This is a genomic window from Aerococcus christensenii, assembly GCF_001543105.1.
GTDB lineage: Bacteria > Bacillota > Bacilli > Lactobacillales > Aerococcaceae > Aerococcus > Aerococcus christensenii.
In genome coordinates this window covers 1,567,588-1,593,852 of sequence record NZ_CP014159.1, presented here as the reverse complement: position 1 = coordinate 1,593,852, position 26,265 = coordinate 1,567,588, and the positions used below count along the sequence as shown (strand labels likewise).

The window sequence follows — 26,265 nt, the reverse complement described above, 5'->3', positions numbered from 1 at the left end:
TAAATAAGGAGGTGTCAGTGCCCAAGATGTTGAATTCAACTTATGATTGGGAAGAAAAAAAGATTCCAAACCTCAAAGAAGTGGACTTACAGTCCCTAGCTAAAGAAATGAAGTGTTCCCCTTTATTGGTGGAATTAGCTTTAAGTAGGGGATATCAAACAAAAGAAGCGATTGAGAATTTTTTGAAGCCGTCTGAAGTTTTTCATGATCCTTTTCTTCTTTATGATATGGAGAAGGCGGTTGAACGAATTCGAACGGCTATTTTAAATAATGAAGCCATTCTCATATACGGAGATTATGATGCAGATGGAATTACAGCGACAACGATTTTAGTAGAAGTTTTAGACTCTCTAGGAGCGAATGTGTCTTATTACCTTCCGGATCGATTCGAAGATGGATATGGCCCTAATCAGAGTGTTTACAAGTATTACATTGAGCAAGGCATTCAGTTGATTATCACTTGTGATAATGGAGTGGCGGGTCATCAAGCCATTCATTATGCCAAGGAACGGGGAGTAGATGTCATCATTACCGATCATCATGAGATTGGAGAGACTCTTCCTGAAGCTTATGCGGTTGTACATGCTCGCCATCCAAAGGGACACTATCCCTTTGGAGATCTATGTGGAGTAGGGGTTGCTTTGAAAGTAGCAACTGCTTTACTCGGCGATTTACCGACTGAATATTTGGATGTGTGTGCGATTGGGACCATTGCTGATTTGGTGAGTTTAACCGATGAAAATCGAACCATTGTTCAAATGGGACTCAAGCTTATGCAAAATACAGACCGGGTAGGACTAGCGGAACTGATCCAACGGGTAGGAGTAGATCCCAAAAACCTAAATGAAGAAACGGTGGCTTTCCAACTGGCCCCTCGGCTCAATGCTTTGGGGAGGTTAGGGTCTGCTATGCCAGGGGTTGAACTCTTAACGACCTTTGATGTGGAAGAAGCCAAATCGTTAGTTGATCAAATTGAAGTTTCTAATCAAACCCGACGATCAATTGTGGATAAGATTACGCAAGAGGCCTTTCAACAAGTCGAAGCCTTAGACGAGCTGGAAGATTTACTTATTGTCAAAAAAGAAGGTTGGCACGAAGGCGTGTTGGGTATCGTGGCTTCTCGCCTTGTAGAGAAGTATCATCGGCCGACCCTTGTTCTAACGAAGTTAGAAGATCGCCAAGTTTATAAGGGATCTGGTAGGTCTATTGAAGGTGTCAATCTTTTTAGAGTTTTACAAGCAGGCAAAGCCTATGCGCCAGAAAGCGGAGGGCATGCTATGGCTGGAGGCATGACCGTTCCTGTTGATCAATTTGAAGAGTGGCAAAAAGCGCTCAAGGAAGCTGCAAAAGAAGATCATGATTGTATCCAAAAGAAAAGTCGCCTAACTTATGATAGTAAGCTAAGCTTGGATCAGTTTACTGAAGAAACGATACATTCTTTGGACTGCCTTCGTCCGTTTGGTACTGATAATCCAGTTCCTCGTTTTCTATTGAAAGATGTTCAAGTAATAGAAGCCAGGGCGCTAGGGAAAAACCAGAAAACCTTGAAGCTAAAACTCAGTGAAAAAGAAGGAAGTCTGGGACTAGAGGCAGTGGCTTTTGGAAAGGGAGAGACTGCTTCTTACCTATCGAAAGGCCAAGTGCTTCAAGTGGTCTGTGAGGCGAGTTTGAACTCTTGGCAAGGCCGAGTTACCCCACAAGGCCGAGTGATTGATTTTTGGGGAGAAGGTCCCTTATTAGTTGACTGGCGTCATTCCCAGAATTCCTCACAAATTTTTTCTGTTCAAGAAGCCTACTATTATTTTGAAGAACCCACTTTAAAAGAACGTTATCAAGGCATGTTGCCAAGTGGAGCTTTAGCCATTGGACCAAATGACTTACAGCAATCTAAGGCTGTTTATCGTCAGTTAGTGATTTTCGATCAACCGAAAAATTTAGAAGCTTTGAAACGTTTTATAAAAGAAAAAAGAATCGATAGTCTCTATTTATTTGCCTATCTTGCCCGCCCGATTAGTCAAATGGGTAGCATTCAACGAGAAGAGGTTACTTTAGTTTATCGTTACTTGAGACAGCATCAAATGATTGATCTCAAAGGAAAATTTTCTAATTTAGCGGCTTATTTAAAACTTCCTGAGCCTAAATTAGAAGTCATTTTAAAAATAATGGAAGAAGTGGGCTTTATTCAACGATTGAATACTCAAATTCATTTCTTTACTTCCCAAAATAAGGTAGACTTGCAAACGTCTCGGTATTTGCAAGCCTGGCAAAACCAAGTGAAGAGTGAAAAATTATTACAAACACAAACGATACAGACGATTAAGTCTTACCTTTATGAGGAGGAGTAAGCATGCAATTAAAAGATTATGTTAAGGATATTCCTGATTTTCCTGAGAAAGGAATTATATTTAGAGATATTACACCGATTTTACAGTCACCTGAAGCTTTTTCTTATGTGATTGACCAAATCGCAGCTTTTGCTAAAGAAAAAGGGGCCGACCTCATCGTAGGACCAGAAGCTCGTGGATTTATTGTAGGCTGTCCAGTAGCCTATGCTTTAAATATAGGGTTTTCTCCTGCGAGAAAGCCAGGTAAGCTCCCTCGTGAGACTGAATCTTTTAAGTATGATTTGGAATATGGGACTAATCAGATTGAAATGCACGCAGATGCCATTCGCCCAGGACAAAAAGTGGTGGTCATTGATGACTTATTGGCAACGGGTGGGACGATTCATGCTACCCGTGAAATTGTTGAAAAATTAGGAGGCAAAGTGGTTGGAGCTGCTTTTATTATTGAATTAAAAGACCTCAAGGGACGTGAAGCTATCCAAGATTTAGATATCTTTAGCTTATTGACTTATTAAGGGAATTCCCAAAAATAAAAAGAAAAATCGCATGATGAGTAGACTAGAGAGCTTAAAAATCATGCGATTTTTTATTGGAATGAATAAGCGAGCATTCAAAAGAATTGAAAACTGAGCGTTTAAAAAGTATGTGGACGGTAAAGGGAAACTACTTTTCCAAGAATATAGCAATTTCTGAGAATAATAGCTGACATGGAAGAATTTTCAGGTTGTAGTCGGATGTAGTCTTGTTCTTTGAAAAACCGCTTACAGGTAGCTTGTTCTTCTTCGGTCATAGCGATGACAATATCTCCGTTAGAAGCTGAATTTTGTTGGCGAACAATCACGTAATCTCCATCTAAAATTCCCGCTTCGATCATACTTTCGCCGCGAATCTGTAGCATAAAGTAATCGGCTTCATTGGCGTTGAGGGAAGGTGGGCAGGGAAAGTAGCCTTCAATATCTTCAATGGCATCAATAGGTTGGCCGGCTGTTACTGTTCCGACTATAGGGATACCTTGGTGGTTAACGCCTAATAATTTGTAACCTTTTTGCGTAATCTCTAAGGCGCGTGGCTTTGTAGAATCTTTGAACAGGTAGCCTCCTTGTTCTAAGCGATTGAGATGAGAATGCACAGTGGACGTAGAAGTAAGTCCGACACACTCACAAATTTCACGGATTGTTGGAGGATATCCCTTCTCTTCGACGTTATCATAAATGCATTGAAGAATTTGGAGTGGACGCTCTTTCATTATTACCACCATCACTTTCTTTCAGATTACCTTTAGTGTAGCATAAGGAAAGAAATTTTACAAACAAATGTTCGGATTCTTACTTAGGATCTGGGGAAGTTGGGGAAACATAGAGAGTGGTTTGTTTAAAGTAATTGACTAAGCCAGGCTTGGCCCCTTTAGGTTTTTTGACATGTTTGACTTGGGTATAGTCGACCGGTACATGGGTAGCGTAGCGGTATTTAGAAAAGTAGGCCGCATAGGAAGCTGCTTGAAGGAGCTCTTCATCTGTGGGGTGGTCAGTTCCTAAGATAACGTGACTGCCTGGAATATTTTGGGTATGGAACCAATAGTAATCTTTGTGTGCTTTTTTCAAGGTGAGTTGATCGTTTTGCGTGTTGTTGCGTCCGATCCAAATGGAATTTCCAGCTACTGATGGATAGTGTCTGGGTTGGAGTGGAGCAGTGTTTTTAGATTTTCGTTTTTGATGAGGAGAAGACAGGTAACCTTGGAGAATGAGTTCTTGTTTGATGGCTTGTAATTCATTATCTTCTGCGTAGGTGAGTAGGCCAGAGATGGAGAGAAGATAATCCACTTCTCCTTGGTTTTTTGCTTTTTGTTCCTCGATATGCTCTTTGGCATGAGTATATTTTCGATACTGCCGGAAGTATTTCTGAGCATTATCAGAAGGAGAGAGTGCTGGATCAAGAGAGATAGTGATGGGAGCACCATTAGCGTAGTAATTGGGGAGAGTCACCTCTGTTTGTCCCTTGTGGAGTTGATAGAGGGAGGCAGTGAGTAATTCCCCCTTGAGCTGATAGTCTTCTGCAGATTGACTCTTTTCTTCGTCCTTAGCGAGGTTGGCGAGTTTTTTTTGACAATGTTTGAGTTTTTTGTTGACCACTTGGCCCAATTGTTCACTAACCTGATTAATGCGAGTATATTGAGAGACTTGATCATAATAAGCGTCCATTAACTGACTTAGGCTATCGAAAGTTTGGCGTTCTCCCAGGAGATGTTCATAAGGGAAAGCCGTCATATGAACCTTGTTATCTTGCTTAGTAAGACAAGGCCTTGGTTGCATGAAGGATTGAATAAAAGTTTTGAAACGGTGAACCTGCTCATCAGGGGACTGTCCCTTTAGTCGATAGAGGACTTCTTGGGCACTGTCTGCTCCAAAACCCATAAAATAAGCTTGTAATGACACTTTTGATAATTCTTCATCAAAAGGAAAAGTTTCCAAGTGGGTGAAAGGATTTTCCTTGTTCGCTTGAGGGGGAAGACAATAATGCGCTCCTGGAAGCAGCGTCCGATACCGGTTGAGGGCTGGCGGAATTTTGGTGATGAGGTCCATAATGGTATGTTCCTCATCCAAAACAAGGATATTAGATCGCCTGCCCATGATTTCAATGACGAGGTGACGTTTGAGGGGATCACCGAGTTCGTTATAGCAACAGAGATCGACGGAAACAATGCGGTCCGCTTCATACTGATGAACCCCTGTAATGGTTGCGCCTTCTATATGTTTTCTCAAAAACATACAAAAGTTTTGAGGCGTTTCAGGAATACTATAAGCCCTTTGAGTGAGTTGAATACGGGGAGCTGAAGGGGTGGCAGCTAGTAATAATTTATAAGTGCGCCGGTCTTGACGAATGGTCAAAAGAATTTCTTGGTCATAGGGTTGTTGGATTTTGTTGATGCGTCCCTTAGAGAGAACTTGATGAAGTTCTTGGGTGAGACTATGGATAAATAATCCATCTAGAGACATGGAACCACCTACTTTCTTAGAATTTTATTATAACAAAGATTGACAAGATGTGAAAAGAAGACAGCTATCTTTTGAAAAAGAACCAGGCGTTCTCTGTCAATACAAAAAGATCCCTAAAAGCTTAAACTTTTTGGGAGCTAAGTTTACAATGCTATTATTTTTCAGTTTTCCAGAGGGTAAGAGAACGCTTCATAGCATCTATAAAGCCCTTATCGCTCGTGGTTAAGATATTACTCTTGTAGAAAGTGACTGAAAGCGTAAGAATGACCATGGCAAAGATGAAGCACAAAACAATGGATAGGGTAATTTCGAGCGGTTGAATAGAGGCGTTGCTGAGGCGGAAAGGCATCACAAAAGGTGTAAAGAAAGGTATTTGTGAGGCTATACGGACAAAGGTATTATTGGTAGAAGTTATGGCAAACATACCGATGTAAAAACCGATCACTCCTAACATAGAAATAGGCATCATAGCTTTTGGAAGCTCTTCTGTTTTGGAGATTAAGGAACCTAAGGAGGCTGCTAAGTGGGAGTAGATGATAATACCAAGTACCGCGTAAACAATCCCAAGGAGAAGGGAAGGCAAAGATTCTTGAAGCACTTGGCTGAAGTGAATCTGAGCAAGCAACTCTGTCCATTCACTTGGCAAGGAGAAGAGATCCAAGTGAAATCCCATCCAAACGAGTACACCAATCAGCAGATAGATTATAATTTGAGTCACAACCATCAAACCAATAGCAGCTAATTTTCCAAAAAAGTAGGCCTTAGCAGGTATAGAGGAGAGGATGATTTCACAAACCTTGGAACCTTTTTCGCTGGCAATCTCTTGCCCAATGACACTCACATAAGAGAAGATAAACATCATGACAATAAAACAAGTCAGATAAGCAATCCCCTTACGGATGAAGACTTCTTTCATTTCTTTAATTTCAGGAACCAGTTCGCCATTTTTGTAGATAAAGCTGACTGATTGAATAGGTACTTGCGAGTGAGCGATCGCTTTAAATTGCTGGGGATCGAGTCCTAGTTTTGAAATATTTTGTTCAAGGATGAAGTCGTTTAAAAGATTTTCAAACGGCTTCAGAGAAATATCTTTACTGTTGGTCTTATTGTAGAAGGTAGGATTCAGGCCTTTATCTTTGGAAGTTAAGACGAGGTAGCCATCGATGCTATCTGTTTTTAAGGCTTCCTTGGTTTGGTTTTCATCTAAGTCTGTTCGAATAGTATTCTTGCCGGCGTTGGCTTGAAATTTTTCTTGCAGAGTGGTTGGGGCATCCACAAGAGCAACAGTAGCTGTTTTTTCGCCTTCGTACTTGCCAATGAAAAATCCAATCGCTAAGCAAATAGCTAAGGTAATAATAGGAGAGAAAAGCATCCAGATGAAGGCTTTTCTGGCGACATTTTTCCGGTAAACGTGTTTGATAACAATCCAAAGTTTATTCATTGTGATCACCTGCTTTCATTTTGAAAATTTCTTCAAGTGTTGGAGGTTGTTGATCGAAGCAAGTGATGTACTCTCTCCCTGTGATCTGATTGAAGAGAATTTTGCCGTAGCTTTCGTCTGTTTTTTCAAGTGATCTTTGACAAGCCCTTAATCACTGTGAAACCAAAATCTCTTCAAAGGGAGAAATCGTTTACTTTCTTTGGTGACCCTATGGTATACTAAAAGAAATATAAAGACTCTTGAATGAAAAGGAGGGACATTTATGAAAGATGTTACCAATTCTTCGCGTCCATTCAAGTCTTCTTCCAATAAAGGGCGATTTATCGCTTACCTGATTTGGTTAGCTGTCATGGGCGTCTATTACTATCTGTTTCTTCCACCGTTAAATTACGCCTCCTTTGCCTTTTGGGCATTTTTGGGCTGGCTTTTCATAGGAAGCTTAGTTATTGAATTGTTATTTGATACCTTTAAGCAGGGTGGAATCGTTTGGCAAACGGAGGGTACACTTTTTAAAAAGAAGATAAAAATAAAAGTAGAAAACAAGGGACCTTTCCCCAAAAAATATCGACTATTCTTGGAAGCCTTTGGAATTTTAGTTGTCTTCTATGTCGGCGTTCAATTGATTTGCAGTCCTCTTTTTATGGCAGATCAGTTTGCACATATGATTGATGTACAAACCAAAGACTTCAAGGAAGATTTCCCAGAGACGAATGTCAACCAGATCCCTCTGATTGATCGAGATACAGCTATTCTATTAGGCAATCGACGCCTAGGAGAACTTTCAGAGATTGTCTCTCAATTTGAAGCGGCTAGTGATTATACGCAGATTAATATTCAAGGGCGTCCCTATCGAGTGTCCCCTTTGGAATATGCGGGCTTTTTTAAGTGGCTGAACAATTATAAAGAAGGTATTCCTAATTATATTCAGGTGGACATGGTTTCGGGAGAGACGCAGTTGATTGATCTTCCAGAAAAAATGAAATACACCAATGATGATTTACTGAATAGAAATGCTAAGCGAAGATTACGGTTTAAGTATCCTTTTGCTTTGTTTGGACATCCTTCTTTTGAAGTAGACGATACGGGACATCCTTACTATGTGGCAACGACTTATCGGAAACGGTTTATTTTTAAAGAACCGGAAGTCAATGGTGTGGTCTTATTGGATGCGGTGAGTGGTCAGACTCAATTTTATGATATAAAGGATGCCCCTCATTGGATTGATCGGGTATATTCTTCAGATCTCATCCTCCATCAACTTCAAATGAATGGCCTCTATAAGGGCGGCTTTTGGAATTCAAAATTCTCTAAAACAGGGGTCACCAAGCCGACAGAAGGCTATAATTATTTGCCGATTAATAATGACATCTATCTTTATACAGGAGTCACATCAGTCGTTTCGGATGCTTCGAATATTGGATTTGTTTTGGTGAATATGCGAACCAAAGAAGCGAAGATGTACCCATTGACTGCCGCTGAAGAATACTCTGCTATGAAATCAGCAGAAGGTTCTGTTCAAGAGAAGGGCTATAAAGCCACCTTCCCTCTTCTGATTAATTTGAACGGCCAGCCTTTATATATCTTATCTTTGAAGGATCAGGCGGGATTGATTAAGCAGTATGCCTTAATTGATGTGGCCAACTATCAGAATGTTTTGATTGCTAATTCAGTGGGAGAATTGATTCGCCAATACGGTAAGGCCAAACATATCACCTTTAAAGAGGTTCATGACCAAGGAGAGCTCAAAGAAATCCAAGGTCAAGCCGATCAGATCCAAGCAGTAGTTAAGGACGGCAATACGGTTTATTATTTGAAGATTGGAAATGTCATCTATCAAGTGCCTATTCAATTAAATGATGAATTACCTTTCTTAGTGCCTCATACGTCTGTGAAGTTACAAGTGGCTCAAGACGGGAAAGTAGAGAAAATGGATCTGTTAAAATAAGGAGAATAGGAATTTTTATCTCTATATATAAAAAGCAGGCAGTCGTCTTTTAGGGCGACTGCCTGCTTTTTGAAAAATTTTATTTTTCATAGAGAGGGAAGCGAGTGGTTAGGGCGAGAACTTCATCATTTAGTTGTTTCAATATAGCTGAATTTTTAGGATTTTCCAAAGCAGTGATGATCCATTCAGCGACCTGTTGAGCTTCTTTTTCTTTGAATCCACGTGTGGTGATAGCAGGTGTTCCGATCCGAATTCCACTTGTAATAAAGGGCTTTTGTTTTTCATTAGGAATTGTATTTTTGTTAGCCGTAATATGAATACTGTCGAGAATATGTTCGGCGTCTTTTCCGGTAAGACCGAATCCAGTCACATCAATTAACAAGAGGTGGTTATCCGTGCCTCCCGTGATGAGGCGGGCGGGGTTATCTCTGGTAAAGACTTCGGCCATGGCTTTCGCATTTTTGATGATTTGTTCACAGTAAGTCTTAAATTCAGGTTGTAAGGCTTCGTAGAAGGCAACGGCTTTAGCAGCAATGACATGTTCAAGAGGGCCTCCTTGGCTGCCTGGGAAGATAGCAGAGTTGAGTTTTTTGCCGTATTCTTCTTTGGCAAGGATGAGACCACCCCGAGGGCCACGAAGAGTTTTGTGGGTAGTAGTTGTGACGACATCTGCATAAGGAACCGGGTTCGGATAGAGTCCAGTTGCTACAAGACCTGCTACATGAGACATATCCACCATTAAAATAGCACCGACTTCATCTGCAATTTCTCTGAACTTTTTAAAATCTAAGCTACGTGAATAAGCTGAGAAACCTGCAATAATCATCTTAGGATGATGTTTGAGGGCAAGCTCTCTGACTTGGTCATAATCGACGCGCTCTGTTTGAGGGTTTAGTCCGTAATGGATGGCATGGTAGAGTTTCCCAGAGAAATTCACCGGAGAGCCATGAGTTAAGTGACCGCCTTCGGTTAAGTTCATTCCTAAGAAAGTATCTCCTGGTTGTAGGAAAGCTTGGAAGACAGCGCTATTAGCTTGAGAGCCAGAGTGAGGTTGAACATTCGCGTATTCTGCGCCGAATAATTGTTTAGCCCGATCAATGGCTAATTGTTCAATATGATCGACCATTTGGCATCCGCCATAGTAACGTTTACTTGGATATCCTTCAGCGTACTTATTGGTTAAAACGCTCCCTTGAGCTTGCATAACTTCCACAGAGACAAAATTTTCAGAAGCAATAAGCTCGATACTTTGTTCTTGACGTTCTTTTTCTTTTTCAATCCATTCAAATACTTCAGTGTCTTTTTTTTCATTTATCCACATGAAGAAAGCCTCCTTGCCTTTTTGCTAATTATGTTCCCATGATAAACCGAATCATCTGGTGAAAGCAAGGGCTTATCGCTGAAAATTCGATTTATTTAGAAGAATATCAAGGAGGGAAATTGTCGTATACCAAAAAGTGAGAGGAACAGGAATGAAAGCGCTCCTTATACTTGGGAAATTTATGGTATACTAAAGAAAATAAAAAAGGAGTGATAGCAATGAAATATATGGATATTTTAGCTAAAATAGGCGCATGTGTGTTCTCCACGGTAGATGAAGAGGGACATGCAGATGCTCGGTACGCAAACGTTGGAGTAGCAAATGAGCAGGGCGTTTTTTTTATGACAGCTCCCACTACTCACTTTTATGAAGAGTTGGAAGCTAATCCATCCGTTGCAGTCACAGGGATGATTAAAGAAGACGGTATAGAAGTCATTCGTTTAACCGGAAAAGTGCGCGCGATTGGTAAGGAACACCTTGAAAGTATTCTGAAAGATAATCCTTTTGTGAAAGATGTTTATCCTGATGAGGGGGAACGTTTCAAAGTGCAGGCCTTTCAAATTTATGAGGGAACTGGTTCCTATCAACACCTTCAAAAACACATCAAAGAAACTTTTTCTTTTGGGAAATAAGAATAGCTCGCATGTGATTAGAAATCATAAAAAACTTAGAGTCTCGCAGAAACTGCAAAGGCTTTAAGTTTTTTTGATAAGAATATGGAGTCTTGGGTGAACTTATTATTGCTTGTTGAAAATTTCGTGATACAATAAGCTAAATTTGGAAGATAAAGGAGGGAGACTCATGGTTCGGATTCCTTGGGACCAATATTTTTTATCACAAGCTTTGGTCTTATCTATGCGATCGACTTGTCATCGTTTAATGGTGGGAGCTGTTATTGTCAGAGAAAATCGGATAATTGCTGGTGGCTATAATGGTTCTGTTAGCGGAGAGACGCATTGTATAGATAAAGGGTGTTATCTCGAAGATGGTCATTGTGTACGGACGATTCATTCTGAAATGAACGCCATCATTCAATGTGCCAAGTTTGGGGTATCAACAGAGAATGCAGATATTTATGTGACTCATTTTCCTTGCTTGCAATGCACTAAGCAGATTATTCAAGCAGGTATTAAGAAAGTGACTTATTTATATGATTACCATAATCATCCCTATGCGATAGAATTATTGGCTAAGGCACATGTAGAGATCGTTAAAAGAGAACTTGGAGCGACTTTCTTTGACCAGTTAACTGAACAAAACCAAGAAAATTTAGAGAAGCAGAAGATTTCTGCGGATTTTTCAAAAGATGAATAGTGAGACAGAAAGATTACCTCATAAGTACAGGCACTCTGAAAAACAGAAGGAGGAATTTTAATGACAGCCACGGATTATATTCAAAATATGCGTCAAATTTGGGATCAGAAATACGCGAATGAACCAGAATTTTTACAAGTTTTGCATGAATTTGTAGATTCTATTGGCCCTGTTCTGGAGGAACATCCAGAATATGTAGAAGCTAATTTATTAGGGCTTATAGCTATTCCTGAACGTATATTCCAATTTAGAGTGCCTTGGCAAGATGATCAAGGGCATTGGCAAGTGAATACGGGGTATCGGATACAGTTTAATTCCGCTATTGGTCCTTACAAAGGTGGTTTACGTTTCCATCCTACCGTTAATTTGTCTATCTTAAAATTCTTAGGTTTTGAACAAATCTTTAAGAACGCTTTAACTGGTCAACCGATTGGTGGCGGCAAAGGGGGCGCAGATTTTGATCCTAAGGGCAAGTCAGATGCAGAAATTATGCGCTTCTGTCAAAGCTTTATGACAGAACTTCAAAAGTATATCGGCCCTAACCGAGATGTTCCAGCAGGAGATATCGGTGTAGGAGGACGCGAAATTGGCTACCTCTTTGGCCAATACAAACGGCTGCGTGAATTTGAAAACGGCGTGTTAACTGGAAAGCCTTTAACCTATGGAGGTTCTTTGACGCGCACCCAAGCAACGGGATATGGAGCTGTTTATTTCTTAGAAAACATGTTATCCTCTAAGGGGGAAGAACTTGCCGGTAAGCGAGTAATGGTTTCTGGTGCTGGAAATGTGGCGATCTATGCCATCGAAAAACTTACAGAGCTTGGGGCAATTCCTCTGACAGCTTCCGATTCAAACGGTTATGTCATTGATGAAGAAGGTATTGATGTCGAACTCTTAAAAGTCATCAAAGAAGAGAGACGGGAGAGAATCTCTACTTATGCTAAAGAACGACCATCTGCGCGTTACTACGAAGGCTCTGTGTGGACAGCGGACTTGGCAGTGGATGTCATTATGCCTTGTGCTACCCAAAATGAAGTGCAATCGGATGGGGCGCATCAAGCCATTCAAAATGGTGCACGCTTTGTTTCTGAAGGCGCTAATATGCCATTAGATAAGGCTGCAACAGATCTCTTCCTTGAAGCAGGCGTTTACGTAGGACCTGCTAAGGCAGCCAATGCAGGAGGCGTTGCTGTATCCGCTCTAGAAATGGCTCAAAATAGCCAACGTATACATTGGACCTTTGAAGAAGTTGACCGTCAATTGAAGACCATTATGGATGACATCTATTACACTAGTGCCCAAGCGGCTAAAGATTATACAGATAATCCTGATAACCTAATTGCTGGTGCAAATATCGCAGGCTTTAAGAAAGTCGCAGAAGCGATGTTTTCTCAAGGATTAGTTTAAAAAATTACGATAGAATTTTTATCCAAGCTAGGCAGGTACACTTTCTTGTCTAGCTTTTTTAGACCTTTTTCTAGAAGCGGAGGGTTAGAGCTTAGTGAAGAAAGCGATGATGTGGTAAAATTTTCATAGAATCTCACAAGAGGAGGTCTTAGAATGGAAGGTCACTTAGTCAGTCGAAAAATCACTTTACAAGAAGTCCAAGCCCATTGGCCGAGCCGTGAGAAGGATGTCTATAAGGGAAACTTCGGACATGTTCTTTTGATTGGCGGCAATGAAAGGATGGGGGGAGCTATCCAACTAGCGGCAAATGCCTGCATCTTGAGTGGGGCTGGACTCACGACGGTTGCGACAGCAGGCAGCAATTTGTCGGCTATCCATAGTGTACGGCCAGAAGCTATGGTAGTGGCTTGGGAAGCTATAGAAGATTGGCGTGAGTTGATGGCGAACAAAGACACCCTCGCCATCGGACCTGGTCTAGGGGGGGAGCCTTCACGTTTTATAGCGATTATGAAAGCTTTACAGCCCCTTATTCAGGAGAAGGTGGTTCTTCTGGATGCGGATGCTTTAACGCTCTATAGTCAATTTGAGGATGAGTTAGCTTTCTTATCAGAAGCCAAAGGACTCATCTTCACTCCTCATGTGGGGGAATGGCGAAGACTTTGCCAAGAAAAGATCGCTCCAACGGATAAAGAAAAGGTTTTAGACTATGCCCAGAATAAACACCTTACTCTTGTATTAAAGGGAGCACCTAGTCAGGTGTTTTTAGGGCGCCAAGGACTCATTTATGAAAATACAAGAGGCAATCCAGGGATGGCGATTGGCGGCATGGGAGATACTTTAACCGGAATTTTAGCGGGCCTTGTGGGCCAATTTCAATCGGTGGATTCAGCTGTATTAAGTGGTGTTTTCTTGCATAGTTATGCGGCAGATCTGATCTATCAGAAGGACTATGTTGTGATTCCTAGTCGATTAGCAGCTAGTCTGCCAGAAGTGATGAAAAATTTGGAGGGAAAAAATGTCTAAAAAAATCAAAAAGACAAACGCTATGCGCCAATTAGATCAAGCGCATATTGCTTATGAAGTGAATACTTTCGAGTATGATGAGGAGGATGTCACCGGACAGCATCACTATCAAAAACAAGCAGAAGAAGGACGCGCAATCTATAAAACGCTAGTTGCCCGGACACATGATAAAGAAATTGTGGTATTAGTGATTCCTATTGATCAAGAATTGGACTTAAAGAAATGTGCCCGACAAGTAGGGACTAAGAACTTAGAATTAGTCCATGTCAAAGAACTTTTAGGATTAACAGGATATGTTCGTGGGGGCTGTTCGCCTCTTGGCATGAAAACAGCCTTCCGAACTTGGATTCAGGAAGACTGTTTACAAGAAGAAAAGATTTATATTTCAGGAGGAGAACGTGGCAAGCAAATTATTGTTAATCCTATAGAGTTAGTGAACTTCCTAGCTTGTCAAACGGCGGACTTAATCCGTTAATGATGTTTCTTCTACTTAGAGTGATACTTTGGAAGTGAGGCCTTGAAAGAGGCCTTTTTCTGTAACCACGAGGTCTGCCTTTCGATCGTAGCGATCAGTAGGAATGACCTCTACCATCAATTTTTCAAAGTAAGGAAGAAGGGTAGCCCCAGTATAGTGCATCAAAAGACGATCGTAATATCCTCCCCCATATCCTAGTCTCTCTCCAAAATGGTTACAGCTTAGACAGGGAAGAATGATGAGGTCTACGTCTTGAAGAGAGGTAGTTGGGACAGAAAGAGGGGGCTCTTGAATCCCAAAGGAAGAGAGTTCTAAGGTTTGACCAGGAGTCACTGCATGCAAACTTAGTGATTTGCCTTGAACGCGAGGAAGAAGCCATTTTTTCCCTTGCTGGTAGGCTTTCTGTTGAAGGATAGAGCTATCAAATTCATAAGTCATCGCAGAGAAAGCCAGAATCGTTTGAGCGGATTGGAAAATATCTAAGTTTAAGATTCGATTGCTAATGATTTTATTAGCTTTATCGTAATAAGCAGGAGAGAGTAAAGGGCGTTTTTTTTTGATTTGATGGCGAAGGGTAGCTTTATCCATGGAGATTGTCCTTTCTGATTTCTTGACAAGAGTAAAGTTCAGGATAGTTTGTGCATTTGGGATGTTTGGGGGTACAGATCTCCCTTCCAAAAGAAATGAGCGCGTGATGGACATGGAAGATATCTTCTGGCGGAAGCACAGAGATCAGTCGGTCTTCAATTTGTCGAACAGTAGCATCCGGTTGAACAAGTTGATGGTGTTTAGCAATACGGGTAATGTGGGTATCTACACCTAAGGTAGGTTGATTGAAGGCTACAGAAAGAACGACGTTGGCAGTTTTTCTTCCAACACCTGCTAACTGCATCAGTTGATGCCTTGTTTTGGGAACTTGATCGTGGAAGTCTTCGTGAAGGGATTTCCCTAAGGCATGCAGGTAACGGGCTTTATTGTGGTAGAGTCCAATTTGATTGATGTAAGTTTCAATTTCTAGAGGTGTTCCTTTGGCTAAGGCTTTCGGCGTAGGGAAGGCTTGAAATAAACCGGGAGTAACTTTGTTAACTTGCTTATCTGTCGTTTGGGCAGAAAGAACAACAGCCACTAAAAGTTCAAAGGAATTCTGAAAGTTGAGGGTCGGCCCTGCATTAGGATAGAGGGACATGATCGTTTTTAAAACATGTAGGCAGCAAGCATCACTGAGCAAGTCAATCTTTCCTTTCTAAGATCATCAGAGAAAAAAGATTCTCTTCCCCTGCAAGGAACGAGAATCTTTGAAAATTTTTCAATAGAATCATTTGGTAATAAGAACATCGCAGGAGGAATGATTCATAATGAATTCAGAAACAGATCCAATCAGTAGACGATCGATCATTCCTTTGCCAGTAGATCCCATAATAATGAGATCGCTTTTTTCTTCTTTAGCGACATTTAGAATTTCTTTTCTAGGATCACCTTGTTTAATTTTTAAAGAGACTTCTTTGACGCCAGCTTGTTGGGCAAAAAGCTGATATTGACGAAGAAGTTCTTCATAGGCCGTTGAATTTTGGTATTTTGACCTTAAATTTAATTCACCAAAGTCATAACGGAGATAATCTGCGACAACGGTTAAGATAGTAAGTTCACTGTTTTGTGTAAGAGCAAAATGAACAGCTTCTTCAAAAGCTTTTTTCGCTTGATCAGAGCCATCAATAGGCACTAAAATTTTTTTGCATAGATTTGACATAGTATCCCTCCTAAATTATCGAACAAGCATGACCGAAACGGGAGAATGACGAACGATATATTGTGAAACGGAACCGATGAATAAACGTTCGGTTGCATTTTTCCCAGTAGCACCGACAACAACGAGTTGATAAGCGGGATTTTCTTTGATGAAATGCACGATTTGACGCTTAGGATCCGCTACAAGAACTTCTGTTGTCACGTCTGTAAAGTGATCTTCTTCTTCGGCCTCAAGTTTGTAATCTTGAAGTAATTGCTTGCGCTCCTGTATTAACTGATCAGCGATGATGCTGTCTCTAGTTTTAGGATTGAAGAGCGCTTCGTCTAATACCGAAACTAAATAAATATTAACCTGCATCGCTTTAGCTACTTGAACGGCTTTTTTGAAAGCTTGGTAAGCTTGTTTAGAGTCATCCACAGCCACTAAAATTTTTTGAGCATCTTTAATCATTCGTTTTCCTCCTTTTTGAAAGCCTTTTATTTACTTTTATTTTAACAAGAGCAGGAACTATAATCAATAATTTAATCGATATATTTCTTGCCTTTTCATCAAAAAATAGGCGACAGAGTTTTAAGGAAATGGTAAGATAATAAACGAACTTTTTAAAGGAGGATATCATGGAAGAAAAATTAAAACAGAAGTCTGCTATTAAAAAGGGTTTGAATCTTTTAACGGATGTAGCTTTAGTAGGAATTACAGCTTTTGGTTCTTTTCAAAATGGATGGTTTAACTTACCTAATTTAGTTTCTTGGATGGGATTAATCGGAGTGATTGGGCTGGCTAAGAAATGGCAGGGAAACTTTATTTTTAACTCGATTCAAAATATATCGGCAGCCATAGTTGCTGGTAAGAATCGTGTATATGGGGACATGTTCACTAGTATTTATTATTTATTTACCCAAATCTTTGGATTCAAACAATGGAGCGGGCATAAAAATGCGGAAGGTGAATTAGTTGTCGACAAAACGACTAATTGGAAGTTTGTAGGGTTAGCTATTTTGGTAGGGTTCTTTGGCTTAGGTTCTCTTTCTTACTTCATGGGAGGTGCTTTAATCTTTTGGGATGCCTTTAATAATGCCACTGCGATTATTGCACAATATATGCAATTGGTTCAGCGGAAACGTTCTTCCTGGATTCTATGGTTAATAACAAATATCATTTCCTTGTATATTTTTGTTCAGCAAGGGGTTCCGCAAATGGCAATTATGTATTTTGTCTTTTCTTTGAATGCCATTCGTGGGTATATCAATTGGACAGAATAAAATAAAGGGCTGGACTTGTGTCCAGTCTTTTTTAACGGAAGAACAGCTTCCTAAGGAACACTTAAAAAATTTCTTAAGGAATTATTTACAACTCTTCAAGAACCTTCCGTTATAATGAAAGAAGAAAGACTTCAAGGAGGAAGGATGGCCACTGCTAAGATTATTTTTAGCAAGACACTGCCATGAAAGGACGATTTATGAAGGAATTGATGAATAAACACAAGCGGTTGTTGAAGACGCTGTTTTATTTTTTGTTATTTTTCCTATTAGCTTTACTCGTGAAGCATGAAATGGGAACCATTGATTGGCGGCTCTTTTTGACAGCATTGTCTCAGTTATCAACAACGACACGATTTTTACTAATATTTTTTGGCTTATTAGGATTTAGTTTTAATGGCTGGTATGATTTTTGTGCGACCCGAAATTATAAATTAACGGCCACTCCCTTAGATATTTTAAAAATGGGGTGGATTAGTCAAGCCTTTAATGAGTTTATTGGATTAGGCGGCTTTACAGGAGGCGCCTTACGTGCAAGCTTCTATCAAAAGGCAGGCCTTTCTACTAAAGATTCCTTGCAGATTACTTTAGAAACCTGGTTTGCATCTTTTTTAGGATTAGGTTTTTTAGTGATAGGAATGTTTATAGAACAGCCTCCGACGGGTGTGTATCGACTTTTAGCGATTGCCTATTGCCTTTATTTTCCTTTGTTCTTTTTTTGGGAACACTTACCCTTTGTAGGAAAATGGGTACGAAAAACGGGTTATATTGAAATTTCTTACCAGAAAAAGTTTCGTTATTGCCTGGTTTCTTTAGGGGATTGGCTGGCTTCCTTTTCTTATTTCTATTTAGTCATGACCTTGTTTTTACAGGATGTGACACCGGGCCTCGCTTTGATGGTATATGCTTGTTCTAATGTGATCGGCATTCTTTCTTTTGTGCCCGGAGGATTAGGAACATTTGATATGAGTGTGCTTTTCCTGTTTCAACAAGCAGGGTTTAGCGGAGACCGCATTTTAGCGGGAATTGTTGTGTTAAGAGTATGCTACTATGTGGCGCCATGGATGCTCGCTTGCTGCCATGTTTTTCATGAATGGTTGAGTGATCACCTCTTTGAAGGCAATCTTCAGACGGCAAATATTGCCCGTTTTGTGGGAAGATTTGTATCTGCTTCCCTTTTCTTAAATGGGGTTTTATTGATTGCTTCTGTGTTTTCACCAGCGATTCCTGAACGAATTCGCTTGTTGAAGTATTTCATCCCTCGCTTTTTTCAAAATGTTTCCGTTTTGATTGTCCTTTTAACGGGGGTTATTTTACTTTTAATTTCGTATGGTTTGTTTAAACGGATAAAGCGGGCCTTGTGGATAGCTTTGATTATTTTACCTATTGGAGCGGTAGCTTGTTTGGTGAAAGGATTAGATTATGAAGAGGCGATCTTCCTCTGGATGAATACTTATCTACTTTATCAGACGCGCTATCTCTTTACCAGGAATCACTTGCCTCTAAATAGAAAAACAATTATGACCACTTTTATGATGTGTTTTCTCTTTTTGTTGATTATTTTCTACTTGGCAAATCACGTTACTGCTTTGAGAACGATTCGCAAGATTTCCTTACTGAATCCTACGCATACTTTAATGTATCTCATTGTCCTATTGAGCTTGACCGTGATGATCCTCTTTACTCGAACAGATCGGATTACTTTTCTACCGCCGAATGAAAAGGAAATTCGTCAGTTTGAAGACTTAGTGAATCAATATGGGGGGAGTGAGTATAGCCATCTGGTCTATCTTTACGATAAGATGATTTTCTTTAATGAAGATCAAACGGTCGCCATTCTTTACCGGCCTTCTGGAGATAACCTAGTGGCTTTAGGGGATCCAATAGGGAAAACAGAAGATTTCCAAGAAGCCCTTGAAGAATTTCTCCTGTTTTCTGAGCAAACCAATATGACAGCAGGCTTTTATGAAGTTAGTCCACATTCTTTGGATGCTTTTTGCTCTTTGGGATACGCAACCATGAAGATTGGGGAATCCGCCCAAGTGGATTTAGAAGCATTTAGTTTCGATGGCAAAAAGAATAAAAATAGGCGTTCCGTGCGCAATGATATGGAGAGGGCAGGGCTTCGGTTTGAAGTCTTGAATCCGCCTTTTGACCCGAGCTTTTTAGAAGACATTCGAAAAATTTCGGATGCCTGGTTGAAGGGGAGAGATGAAATGAGTTTCTCATTAGGGACTTTCCAAGAAGACTATCTCAATCGGGAGCGCATCGCTTTACTTCGCGATGACCTGCAAATTTATGCCTTTGCGACCATTATGCCTATTTCTAATGAGAAAGTTTCCATCGATCTCATGCGCTATCTCACTCATCCAGCTGGCGACGTGATGCAGATGTTGATTTTACAACTTTTACAATGGTCGAAGGACCAAGGCTACCAAATTTTTGATCTGGGGATGGCGCCTTTGGCTAACGTCGGCAGTAAGTCTTTCTCTTCTTCTCGGGATAAAACCCTTCACTTAGCTTATAATTTTGGTAATCGTTTTTACGGATTTAAAGGTTTAAGAAATTATAAGCAGAAGTTTCGTCCTCGTTGGGAAAATCGTTATGTGATTTATTCCAATCAATCTGCTTTAGTGAAACTTTTGATTGCTCTCTTGGATATTACACATCGAAGTAATGGATAGCAGGCAAGAGAAAATTTTACAGTACAAAGTCTATCAAAGCGGCTCCTGTTTTTAGAGGGAGTCGCTTTTTTCGAGTATTCGTTTTTGAGGAGATTATGTTATAATATAAGCATCCTTATTTTGATAAAATAAACAAGCAAAAAACACGACTAGATTCTCATGAGAAAAGTTTGGAGGTTTAATCATGTTAACAGGGTACGAGCATGTTAATGTCAATCGAGATTTATATATTCAAGTGAATGATGTTCATCAATTATATGTGGCAGATTGCGGAAATCCTAAGGGTGTTCCTGTTGTTTTTTTGCATGGAGGACCTGGTGGACATACGGGCAAAGCTTGCTTACAATTTTTTAACCCAGAAAAATATCGAGTAATCCTTTTCGATCAGAGAGGGTGTGGAAAAAGTCAGCCTTTCTTGTCAACAGAAAAGAACACGCCTTTTGATAGTGTTCACGATATGGAAGTGATTCGCCAGTACTTTGGTTTTTCTTCATGGGTAGTATTTGGAGGATCTTATGGGTCAAGTTTAGCCTTAACCTACGCCATTATTCATCCAGAACGCGTGAAACATTTAGTTTTGAGAGGAATCTTTTTAGGGAGAAAAGTGGATGTCGATTGGTTATACAGAGGAGGAGCTGGGTATTTTTATCCTGAACAATATGAAAGCTTCCGTTCCTTTGTTTCGGAATATGAAGATCCTGTAGTTGGTTATCATGAAGCTTTGATAGGTGACGATGAAGAACGTAGGGATGAAGCCTACAAGCGCTGGGCGAAGTGGGAGGATTCTTTATTGACGCTCTTCCCTAAATTCCCAGATCCTACAACCTTATCAGATGAAGAACGGTCCATTAGTTTGATGGAGAATCACTACTTTTATCATAAGATGTTCTTTGAATCAGATAATTACTTGTTAGAACAAGCTGATCGGTATGCGGACATACCGATGGATATTGTTCAAGGACGTTATGATGTGATTTGTCCACCTTTTGGCGCTCATGCCTTGGCCAAGGCTTGTCCGAAAGCTCGCCTTCACTTAATAGAGGCTTCTTGCCACAGCCCTTATGAGCCTGCCATGAAAGATCAATTGATTCGTATTATGGATAATCTTGGAAATTAATAAAAAAGACTAGCTTTACAGTGTCCTCCAAAAGATTAAATCTTTTGGAAACTCCACTTTAAAAGCTAGCCTTTTTTATAGAGCCTATTGCATCACTTAATGCTTAAAGAAGGGATTATGTGCTTTTTCATTTCCGATAGTTGAAGATTCATTGTGTCCAGGATAAACAATCGTTTCTTCAGGAAGGGTGAAAAGGTGATTCTCGATGGATGGGAAAATAGCTTCACTATCGCCTCCTGGAAAATCTGATCGTCCGATGCTTCCCTTGAAGAGAGTATCTCCTGTCATGACAAAAGGGTGCCCTTCATTTTCAAAGTAAAGACAAGTCGAGCCTTTGGTATGTCCAGGCGTTGGCAAGGCTTTAAAGGTGAAGGGTCCAATGGTATTTTCTTGATTGAGGAGGTATTCTTTCTCGGCTGGCTGGCAGGTGTATTCTCCCATACCTAGCATAGGACTCATATTATAAGCAGAATCTTTCAACCAGAGTTGTTCTTCTTTGCTGCAATAAACGGGAATATCGTAAAATTGGCGAATAATCTCTAAAGCACCAATATGATCCGCGTGCCCATGTGTAATTAAAATAGCTAAAGGAGTGAGGGAGAGTTCCTCTATCGCTTTTTTGGTACGATTGGGAGAAGAACCGGGATCTACGATAAGAGCTTGTCCGTTTTGATAAATGATGTAATTATTTTCGTCAAGTAAATGAGTAACGACAGTTTTAACTTGATACATTTGATCACTCCTTAGAAAAAAAGCTGATGAAACATCAGCTCTTTCACAATAAAATTAAGCTTTTTGTTCAGCGATGAAGTCGAGGTATTGGTTAAATAACATGTCAAGGAATTCAATAGAGCCTTGATCTGTAAACTTACCATCTTCGTCAAATTTTTGTCCAGCACGGTCTACTAAAAATTCTGCCCCTGGGAATACTTTGGCGTAAAGACCAGGTGAAGTAAGAATATTACGTAAATTGTCTTGGGCCCGAACGGAACCTAAGGCACCTAAAGAAGCTCCAACAATTAAAATAGGTTTTCCTTGGAAAGGTTTACGAACAGAAGATAACCATTCTAAGACACTTTTAAGTGCTGCAGTAATTGCATGGTCATATTCAGCAGTTGAAATAACCACACCATCGGCACTTTCGATTAAGTCTGCTAATTCATTCACAGAAGCCGGCACATCTTGTCCCATAAAATCAGCATTGAAAAGAGGAATGTCCTTAATTTCAGCGAGGACGAATTCATTTTCAGCACCGTAACGTTCTGCCATATGTTCCAATAACATTCTGTTATGTGATTTGGAAGCGTTGTTTCCGATAATCCCTACAATTTTCATTAATAAACCCCTTTCGTTAAAGGAAATATCCTTTAACATCATTTTAGTAAACGCTAACTTCAGTTAGCCACCTTTTCTATTGTAGGATGAAATGCTAAAATTGTCCAACCTTTTTGTTAAAAAAGTGAGGAAAATCACATCCCCTTATCCTTGATATAACGCGAATAATAGGGCAAACATTCCAATTTGATTATATAAAACAACAAGAAAATCGAAGAGGATGAGGGGAAAAGTAGTGCAATTTTGAGTACTGAATCACAAGAATAAAATAGATTGATGATTTAAAAATGGATAGAGAAAGGAAGAAAGTAAAAAAAGACTTTGCTGTTTTTAAGAGATAGAAAAATTTTATCATAAAAAAATGAGTCATATTACTAGGTATTCATTTTATTTTCTTCTATAATGGAAAGGTGATTTTAAAGATTTAGAAAGAGGGCTTAAAATGTCTGATCGTACACAAGGCTTAACTTATACTGCCGCATTTAAAGGAATTGAACGTTTATTAGAAGCAAAATCGAATATTGTTATTGATTTAGTAGGGCATGGGGGAATTGGAAAAACACAGCTGGTTCAAGAATTAGCACAAAAGAAAAATTATGGTTTTTATGAAATCACTTGTTCTCTTTTGCAGCCAGGGGATTTGTCAATGCCAGTTCCTAAAGAAGATCGCATTGCTTACTATTTGAATCCTCAAATTCAAGCAGCTGTTGATGAAGCGAATGCACATCCAGATCGGTTAGTTCTTTTGTTCTTGGATGAATTTAACCGTCCGATTGCGATGGTGCAAGGGGAATTAATGAACCTTGTGCTTCAACGTCAATTGATGGGAATTCATTTACCAGAAAATGTTGTGGTGATTACAGCTGAAAACCCATCCAGTGATACGGAAGGTTTTGAAGGCACTGCCTATAGCACAAATGCTCGGGACATGGCGATCAATGACCGGACGATGCGGATAAGAATGGGGACGAATTTAGATAATTGGTTGGAAGCTTTTGCACGTGTTCCTTTAGCTAACGGAAGAAGTCGCATTCATCCTTTGGTGATTGATTTCTTAGAAGCAGAAGGTCGGCAATACTTTATTGTGACAGATGAAACGCGGGATAAAAACCCAACTCCACGTGCCTATGAACGCTTGTCTCATTTCTTTGACGATTTAGAATCGACAGGCCTTTCTTTAACCCAGATGGAAGATCAAGATCTTTTAGCCTTTTTAATTGAAGGAATAGAAGGATGTATTGGTCAAGAGGCTGGGCAAATTTTCTTAACGTTTTTGCAAAGTCAAACCGGAGACTATATTAAAGCAAAGGAAATTGTTGAACTGAGTGGGGATCAACTTCCTCAAGAAATGCTTGAGCGTTTTAACGCCATGCAATCTGTTCGTAAAAAAAGAATTTTAGAAGACCTAACCGCTTATCTCACAGATCACACAGATTTACTAGAAGATACACATTTGATTAAGCGTTATGTGCATTTGTTATTATCGGCTGATCCAGATTTGATCTATTCTTTAGTTAATCGGTTAGTTTCCAGTAAGGAAGGGGATGCGCTCTATACGCTTAACCAAGCCTTATCTCAAGAAGAATCCTTTATTGATAAAGCTTATGAAATTACAATGGCTACCACAGGAAATGATTCCTGTGACTAGAGTAGAGATTGGATGAAAGGAGGCGATCAAATGCCTTTTCACGCTTTTGAAAATATGGTGATGGACAAGGATCTTTCAGAAGAAAATCAAGATTCTCTAGGATATGCGGATATGGATGCCCTGTATCGCAAAATGCGGGTCGCCTACATCACCTATATGAACTTCGGATGGGATAGTGATTATGAAAAATTTCGGGATTATATGAGTGATTACCTCTCTTTATTAACGGCAAAACTTATGTCGAATCAGTCCTATCATGGGGCAGGGGATGTTCTCTTTGCAGGGGTTCTCTACCAGATGGATCGTCAGTTTTCTTCTACCTTGTCGAAGCCGATGAATTTGTCGATCGAAGGATTGAACCTTACCTTGACGATTAATCCTGTTCTATTTTTCATGTATTACGAAGGCCCTAAACGTATGCTAGCAGGCATTCGCCAGATGTGTTATCACATTATCTTTAACCATTTGACGGATTATGATTGGGCTTATAAGTCTGAAGCTGACGGGAAAATGATGAGTGTTGCCATGGAAATGGAGATTAATCAATATATTAATAATCTTCCTCAACATTCGCTTCGTTTAGACTGGTTGAGAGATCTTTTAGACCAACCGGGCTTGAAGGAGAAGCAAGGTTCTCTCTATTATTTCCAACAAATGAAGGCTGCTTATGATGATCCCAAACATCGCTGCCATGATCGGGTATGGTCTACTTTTGAACATATGAAGGGGACTGGGGCTATAGATGATACTTATAGCCAGTTAAGTGGCAACTTTGATCCGAAGAAAACCAAAGAACTTCGGATTGATTCTATGGAGCAGTTAAACAATGAAATGAAGAAGAACCTCTCTATGCAGATGGTGATCCCTGATTCTCAAAACAATGACCTTCATCGAAAGATCATTGATGGGATTGTTAGAAAAGCCTATCAAAATCTAGACAAAGAAATGCGCGAGAGAATGAGCGGAAATATTAAGGAAAGAGTCATTCGTTTGGTCAAACAGAGATCTCTTAATTGGCGCTCTATCATTAAGAAGGGACTTGGTTCAGCCCCTATCCCTTATGACTTTTCTAAAAACCGGGCGAATCGGAGACAGCCGTTCAGAATTGATCTTCCTGGGCGAGTATTAGCCACCGCCCGGCGTATGATTGCATTTATTGATACATCAGCTTCTCAAAATAAACAAGCTTTAAATTATTCTTTAGCAGAACTCGCAAATATTAATAAAACCTTAGGGACAGATATTTGGGTGGTTCAGGTAGATACGAAAGTTGTTCAAATTGATCGTTTGGATCAAAAGACTCTAGAAAACTTCTCCTTTAAAGGACGGGGAGGAACTTCTTTTGCTCCTGCTTATCAGTGGTTACATGATAATGGATTTAATGATGAGAATTCTGTAGCTGTCTATTTTACAGATGGCTATGGTGATGACGGGTTTGAACGCTATGGTTACCACAATATGTATTGGATTCTTACAGATGCTGATCCAAAAGAAGCGTCCCCACTTTCTACCTCTTCAGAAGGAAAACTCCTTTATTTAAGAGCGGATGAGAAGTATAATCATTACTTGTTGAATCAACTAAAAAGGGGCGCTTCATCTTGACTTTATCGACCTTAGAGAAAAAACGCTTAATTATCGCTTGCCAATTCGGACATTATTTTGAACTGGTAAAAACTTTGCCTTATCAAGAATTGCAAGCTAATCATATTCACATAACTTTTAATTTTAAGAATATTGATACGCAAGTGGCTTTTTATATGGTCGTCAATGGGTACTTGGAAGCTTTCTCGTCTTCTTATCAGCAAGAAACCCTTCTCATTAATGCCAACCAATATCGCCAAGAACATCGCGTCAAAGTGGATGATCTGGATGCTTTTTTAGATGCAATATGGACTTTTTACTGCCAGAAAATGTCAGAGGCTGAGACGCTTTCACAGAAGCAAGGGACGATTATTCAGCGTCACGGATCGCCTAAGAAGCTTTGGAATCGGTTAATGGAAGAGCAAGTTCCGGAATTGGAAACCAAGCGACAAGCTTTCTTAAAGGCTAGAGAAGTAGATGAAACCTTTAAAAAATGAGGATTGATTGAATTCTTAAAATTTCATTGTATAATGAGACTATTGTGAATAGAAGCAGGTAAAAGATTTTTGCTTGCTTTGATGGAGCAATTTCTTAGTATTTATAGAACACATATCTGAATAACGAGGAGAA

General features: G+C 39.9%; 24 protein-coding genes and 1 pseudogene. 14 read left to right on the top strand and 11 right to left on the bottom strand.

Annotated elements, in window-relative coordinates; all coding sequences use genetic code 11:
* Positions 1–26: 26 nt before the first annotated feature.
* Positions 27–2,345 (top strand): single-stranded-DNA-specific exonuclease RecJ, encoded by a 2,319-nt coding sequence (recJ, locus tag AWM71_RS07630; protein ID WP_144428647.1) that lies wholly within the window; start codon positions 27–29, stop codon positions 2,343–2,345.
* Positions 2,346–2,347: 2 nt separating this feature from the next.
* Positions 2,348–2,860 carry an adenine phosphoribosyltransferase gene (locus AWM71_RS07625; protein ID WP_060777375.1) on the top strand — a complete coding sequence of 171 codons (513 nt, stop codon included), beginning with the start codon at positions 2,348–2,350 and terminating at the stop codon, positions 2,858–2,860.
* 119 nt (positions 2,861–2,979) lie between these two features.
* Here AWM71_RS07625 and lexA read toward each other — a convergent pair whose 3' ends face one another.
* The 4 genes and pseudogenes from lexA to AWM71_RS08515 all read right to left on the bottom strand — a co-directional run.
* The gene (gene lexA / locus AWM71_RS07620) at positions 2,980–3,591 is read right to left on the bottom strand and encodes a transcriptional repressor LexA (protein ID WP_060777374.1); all 612 of its coding nucleotides are present in this window, start codon (positions 3,589–3,591) and stop codon (positions 2,980–2,982) included.
* Positions 3,592–3,670: 79 nt separating this feature from the next.
* Positions 3,671–5,338 (bottom strand): Rqc2 family fibronectin-binding protein, encoded by a 1,668-nt coding sequence (locus AWM71_RS07615; RefSeq protein ID WP_060777373.1) that lies wholly within the window; start codon positions 5,336–5,338, stop codon positions 3,671–3,673.
* Between the two features lie 154 nt (positions 5,339–5,492).
* Positions 5,493–6,779 carry an ABC transporter permease gene (locus AWM71_RS07610; protein WP_060777372.1) on the bottom strand — a complete coding sequence of 429 codons (1,287 nt, stop codon included), beginning with the start codon at positions 6,777–6,779 and terminating at the stop codon, positions 5,493–5,495.
* Positions 6,772–6,897 (bottom strand): annotated as a pseudogene (locus AWM71_RS08515) (ATP-binding protein DrrA1-3 family domain-containing protein); the annotation flags it as partial. The pseudogene AWM71_RS08515 and the gene AWM71_RS07610, both read right to left, overlap by 8 nt.
* 144 nt (positions 6,898–7,041) lie before the next feature.
* Between AWM71_RS08515 and AWM71_RS07605 the strand changes: the two are divergent.
* Positions 7,042–8,724 carry a hypothetical protein gene (locus tag AWM71_RS07605; protein WP_060777371.1) on the top strand — a complete coding sequence of 561 codons (1,683 nt, stop codon included), beginning with the start codon at positions 7,042–7,044 and terminating at the stop codon, positions 8,722–8,724.
* Positions 8,725–8,803: 79 nt separating this feature from the next.
* Here the strand turns inward: AWM71_RS07605 and glyA are convergent, their stop codons facing one another.
* Complete coding sequence (gene glyA / locus AWM71_RS07600; RefSeq protein WP_060777370.1) at positions 8,804–10,045, bottom strand: serine hydroxymethyltransferase; 1,242 nt, start codon at positions 10,043–10,045, stop codon at positions 8,804–8,806.
* Positions 10,046–10,263: 218 nt separating this feature from the next.
* Between glyA and AWM71_RS07595 the strand changes: the two genes are divergently transcribed.
* From AWM71_RS07595 to ybaK, 5 genes are all read left to right on the top strand, one after another.
* On the top strand, positions 10,264–10,677 hold the full coding sequence (locus tag AWM71_RS07595; RefSeq protein WP_060777369.1) for a pyridoxamine 5'-phosphate oxidase family protein: 414 nt from the start codon (positions 10,264–10,266) through the stop codon (positions 10,675–10,677).
* Positions 10,678–10,846: 169 nt separating this feature from the next.
* Positions 10,847–11,359, top strand: coding sequence for a ComE operon protein 2 (locus tag AWM71_RS07590; protein WP_060777368.1), 513 nt, complete (start codon positions 10,847–10,849; stop codon positions 11,357–11,359).
* Positions 11,360–11,419: 60 nt separating this feature from the next.
* A complete protein-coding gene (gene gdhA / locus AWM71_RS07585; RefSeq protein ID WP_060777367.1) occupies positions 11,420–12,766 on the top strand; it encodes an NADP-specific glutamate dehydrogenase in 1,347 nt (448 codons plus the stop codon).
* A gap of 153 nt (positions 12,767–12,919) precedes the next feature.
* Positions 12,920–13,789 carry an NAD(P)H-hydrate dehydratase gene (locus AWM71_RS07580; RefSeq protein WP_060777366.1) on the top strand — a complete coding sequence of 290 codons (870 nt, stop codon included), beginning with the start codon at positions 12,920–12,922 and terminating at the stop codon, positions 13,787–13,789.
* Positions 13,782–14,264 (top strand): Cys-tRNA(Pro) deacylase, encoded by a 483-nt coding sequence (ybaK, locus tag AWM71_RS07575; RefSeq protein WP_060777365.1) that lies wholly within the window; start codon positions 13,782–13,784, stop codon positions 14,262–14,264. The genes AWM71_RS07580 and ybaK overlap by 8 nt, the downstream gene beginning before the upstream one ends.
* 15 nt (positions 14,265–14,279) lie before the next feature.
* Here ybaK and AWM71_RS07570 read toward each other — a convergent pair whose 3' ends face one another.
* The 4 genes from AWM71_RS07570 to AWM71_RS07555 form a co-directional block, all read right to left on the bottom strand.
* A complete protein-coding gene (locus tag AWM71_RS07570; RefSeq protein ID WP_060777364.1) occupies positions 14,280–14,852 on the bottom strand; it encodes a 5-formyltetrahydrofolate cyclo-ligase in 573 nt (190 codons plus the stop codon).
* A complete protein-coding gene (gene nth / locus AWM71_RS07565) occupies positions 14,845–15,492 on the bottom strand; it encodes an endonuclease III (protein WP_060777363.1) in 648 nt (215 codons plus the stop codon). Before nth ends, AWM71_RS07570 begins: the two co-directional genes overlap by 8 nt.
* Before the next feature lie 87 nt (positions 15,493–15,579).
* A complete protein-coding gene (locus AWM71_RS07560; RefSeq protein ID WP_060777362.1) occupies positions 15,580–16,011 on the bottom strand; it encodes a universal stress protein in 432 nt (143 codons plus the stop codon).
* A 15-nt stretch (positions 16,012–16,026) separates the two neighbouring features.
* Positions 16,027–16,461, bottom strand: coding sequence for a universal stress protein (locus tag AWM71_RS07555; RefSeq protein WP_060777361.1), 435 nt, complete (start codon positions 16,459–16,461; stop codon positions 16,027–16,029).
* A gap of 167 nt (positions 16,462–16,628) precedes the next feature.
* Between AWM71_RS07555 and pnuC the strand changes: the two genes are divergently transcribed.
* The 3 genes from pnuC to pip all read left to right on the top strand — a co-directional run bounded on the left by pnuC (position 16,629) and on the right by pip (position 21,071).
* Positions 16,629–17,273, top strand: coding sequence for a nicotinamide riboside transporter PnuC (gene pnuC, locus AWM71_RS07550; protein ID WP_060777360.1), 645 nt, complete (start codon positions 16,629–16,631; stop codon positions 17,271–17,273).
* Between the two features lie 182 nt (positions 17,274–17,455).
* Positions 17,456–19,954, top strand: coding sequence for a bifunctional lysylphosphatidylglycerol flippase/synthetase MprF (gene mprF / locus AWM71_RS07545; protein WP_060777359.1), 2,499 nt, complete (start codon positions 17,456–17,458; stop codon positions 19,952–19,954).
* A gap of 184 nt (positions 19,955–20,138) precedes the next feature.
* Complete coding sequence (pip, locus tag AWM71_RS07540) at positions 20,139–21,071, top strand: prolyl aminopeptidase (RefSeq protein ID WP_060777358.1); 933 nt, start codon at positions 20,139–20,141, stop codon at positions 21,069–21,071.
* 96 nt (positions 21,072–21,167) lie between these two features.
* Here pip and AWM71_RS07535 read toward each other — a convergent pair whose 3' ends face one another.
* Both AWM71_RS07535 and AWM71_RS07530 read right to left on the bottom strand, forming a co-directional pair.
* Complete coding sequence (locus AWM71_RS07535) at positions 21,168–21,803, bottom strand: MBL fold metallo-hydrolase (RefSeq protein WP_060777357.1); 636 nt, start codon at positions 21,801–21,803, stop codon at positions 21,168–21,170.
* A gap of 54 nt (positions 21,804–21,857) precedes the next feature.
* Complete coding sequence (locus AWM71_RS07530; RefSeq protein ID WP_060777356.1) at positions 21,858–22,406, bottom strand: NADPH-dependent FMN reductase; 549 nt, start codon at positions 22,404–22,406, stop codon at positions 21,858–21,860.
* A gap of 442 nt (positions 22,407–22,848) precedes the next feature.
* On the opposite strand from AWM71_RS07530, the gene AWM71_RS07525 reads away from it, so the two are divergent.
* Genes AWM71_RS07525 through AWM71_RS07515 form a run of 3 tightly spaced genes read left to right on the top strand, consistent with a single transcriptional unit; the run spans position 22,849 to position 26,132 of the window.
* Positions 22,849–24,054 carry an ATP-binding protein gene (locus AWM71_RS07525; protein ID WP_060777355.1) on the top strand — a complete coding sequence of 402 codons (1,206 nt, stop codon included), beginning with the start codon at positions 22,849–22,851 and terminating at the stop codon, positions 24,052–24,054.
* Positions 24,055–24,084: 30 nt separating this feature from the next.
* Positions 24,085–25,656: a VWA-like domain-containing protein gene (locus AWM71_RS07520; RefSeq protein WP_236701127.1), complete on the top strand. Its 1,572-nt coding sequence runs from the start codon at positions 24,085–24,087 to the stop codon at positions 25,654–25,656.
* Complete coding sequence (locus AWM71_RS07515) at positions 25,653–26,132, top strand: hypothetical protein (RefSeq protein WP_060777354.1); 480 nt, start codon at positions 25,653–25,655, stop codon at positions 26,130–26,132. The genes AWM71_RS07520 and AWM71_RS07515 overlap by 4 nt, the downstream gene beginning before the upstream one ends.
* The last annotated feature ends 133 nt before the right edge of the window (positions 26,133–26,265 follow it).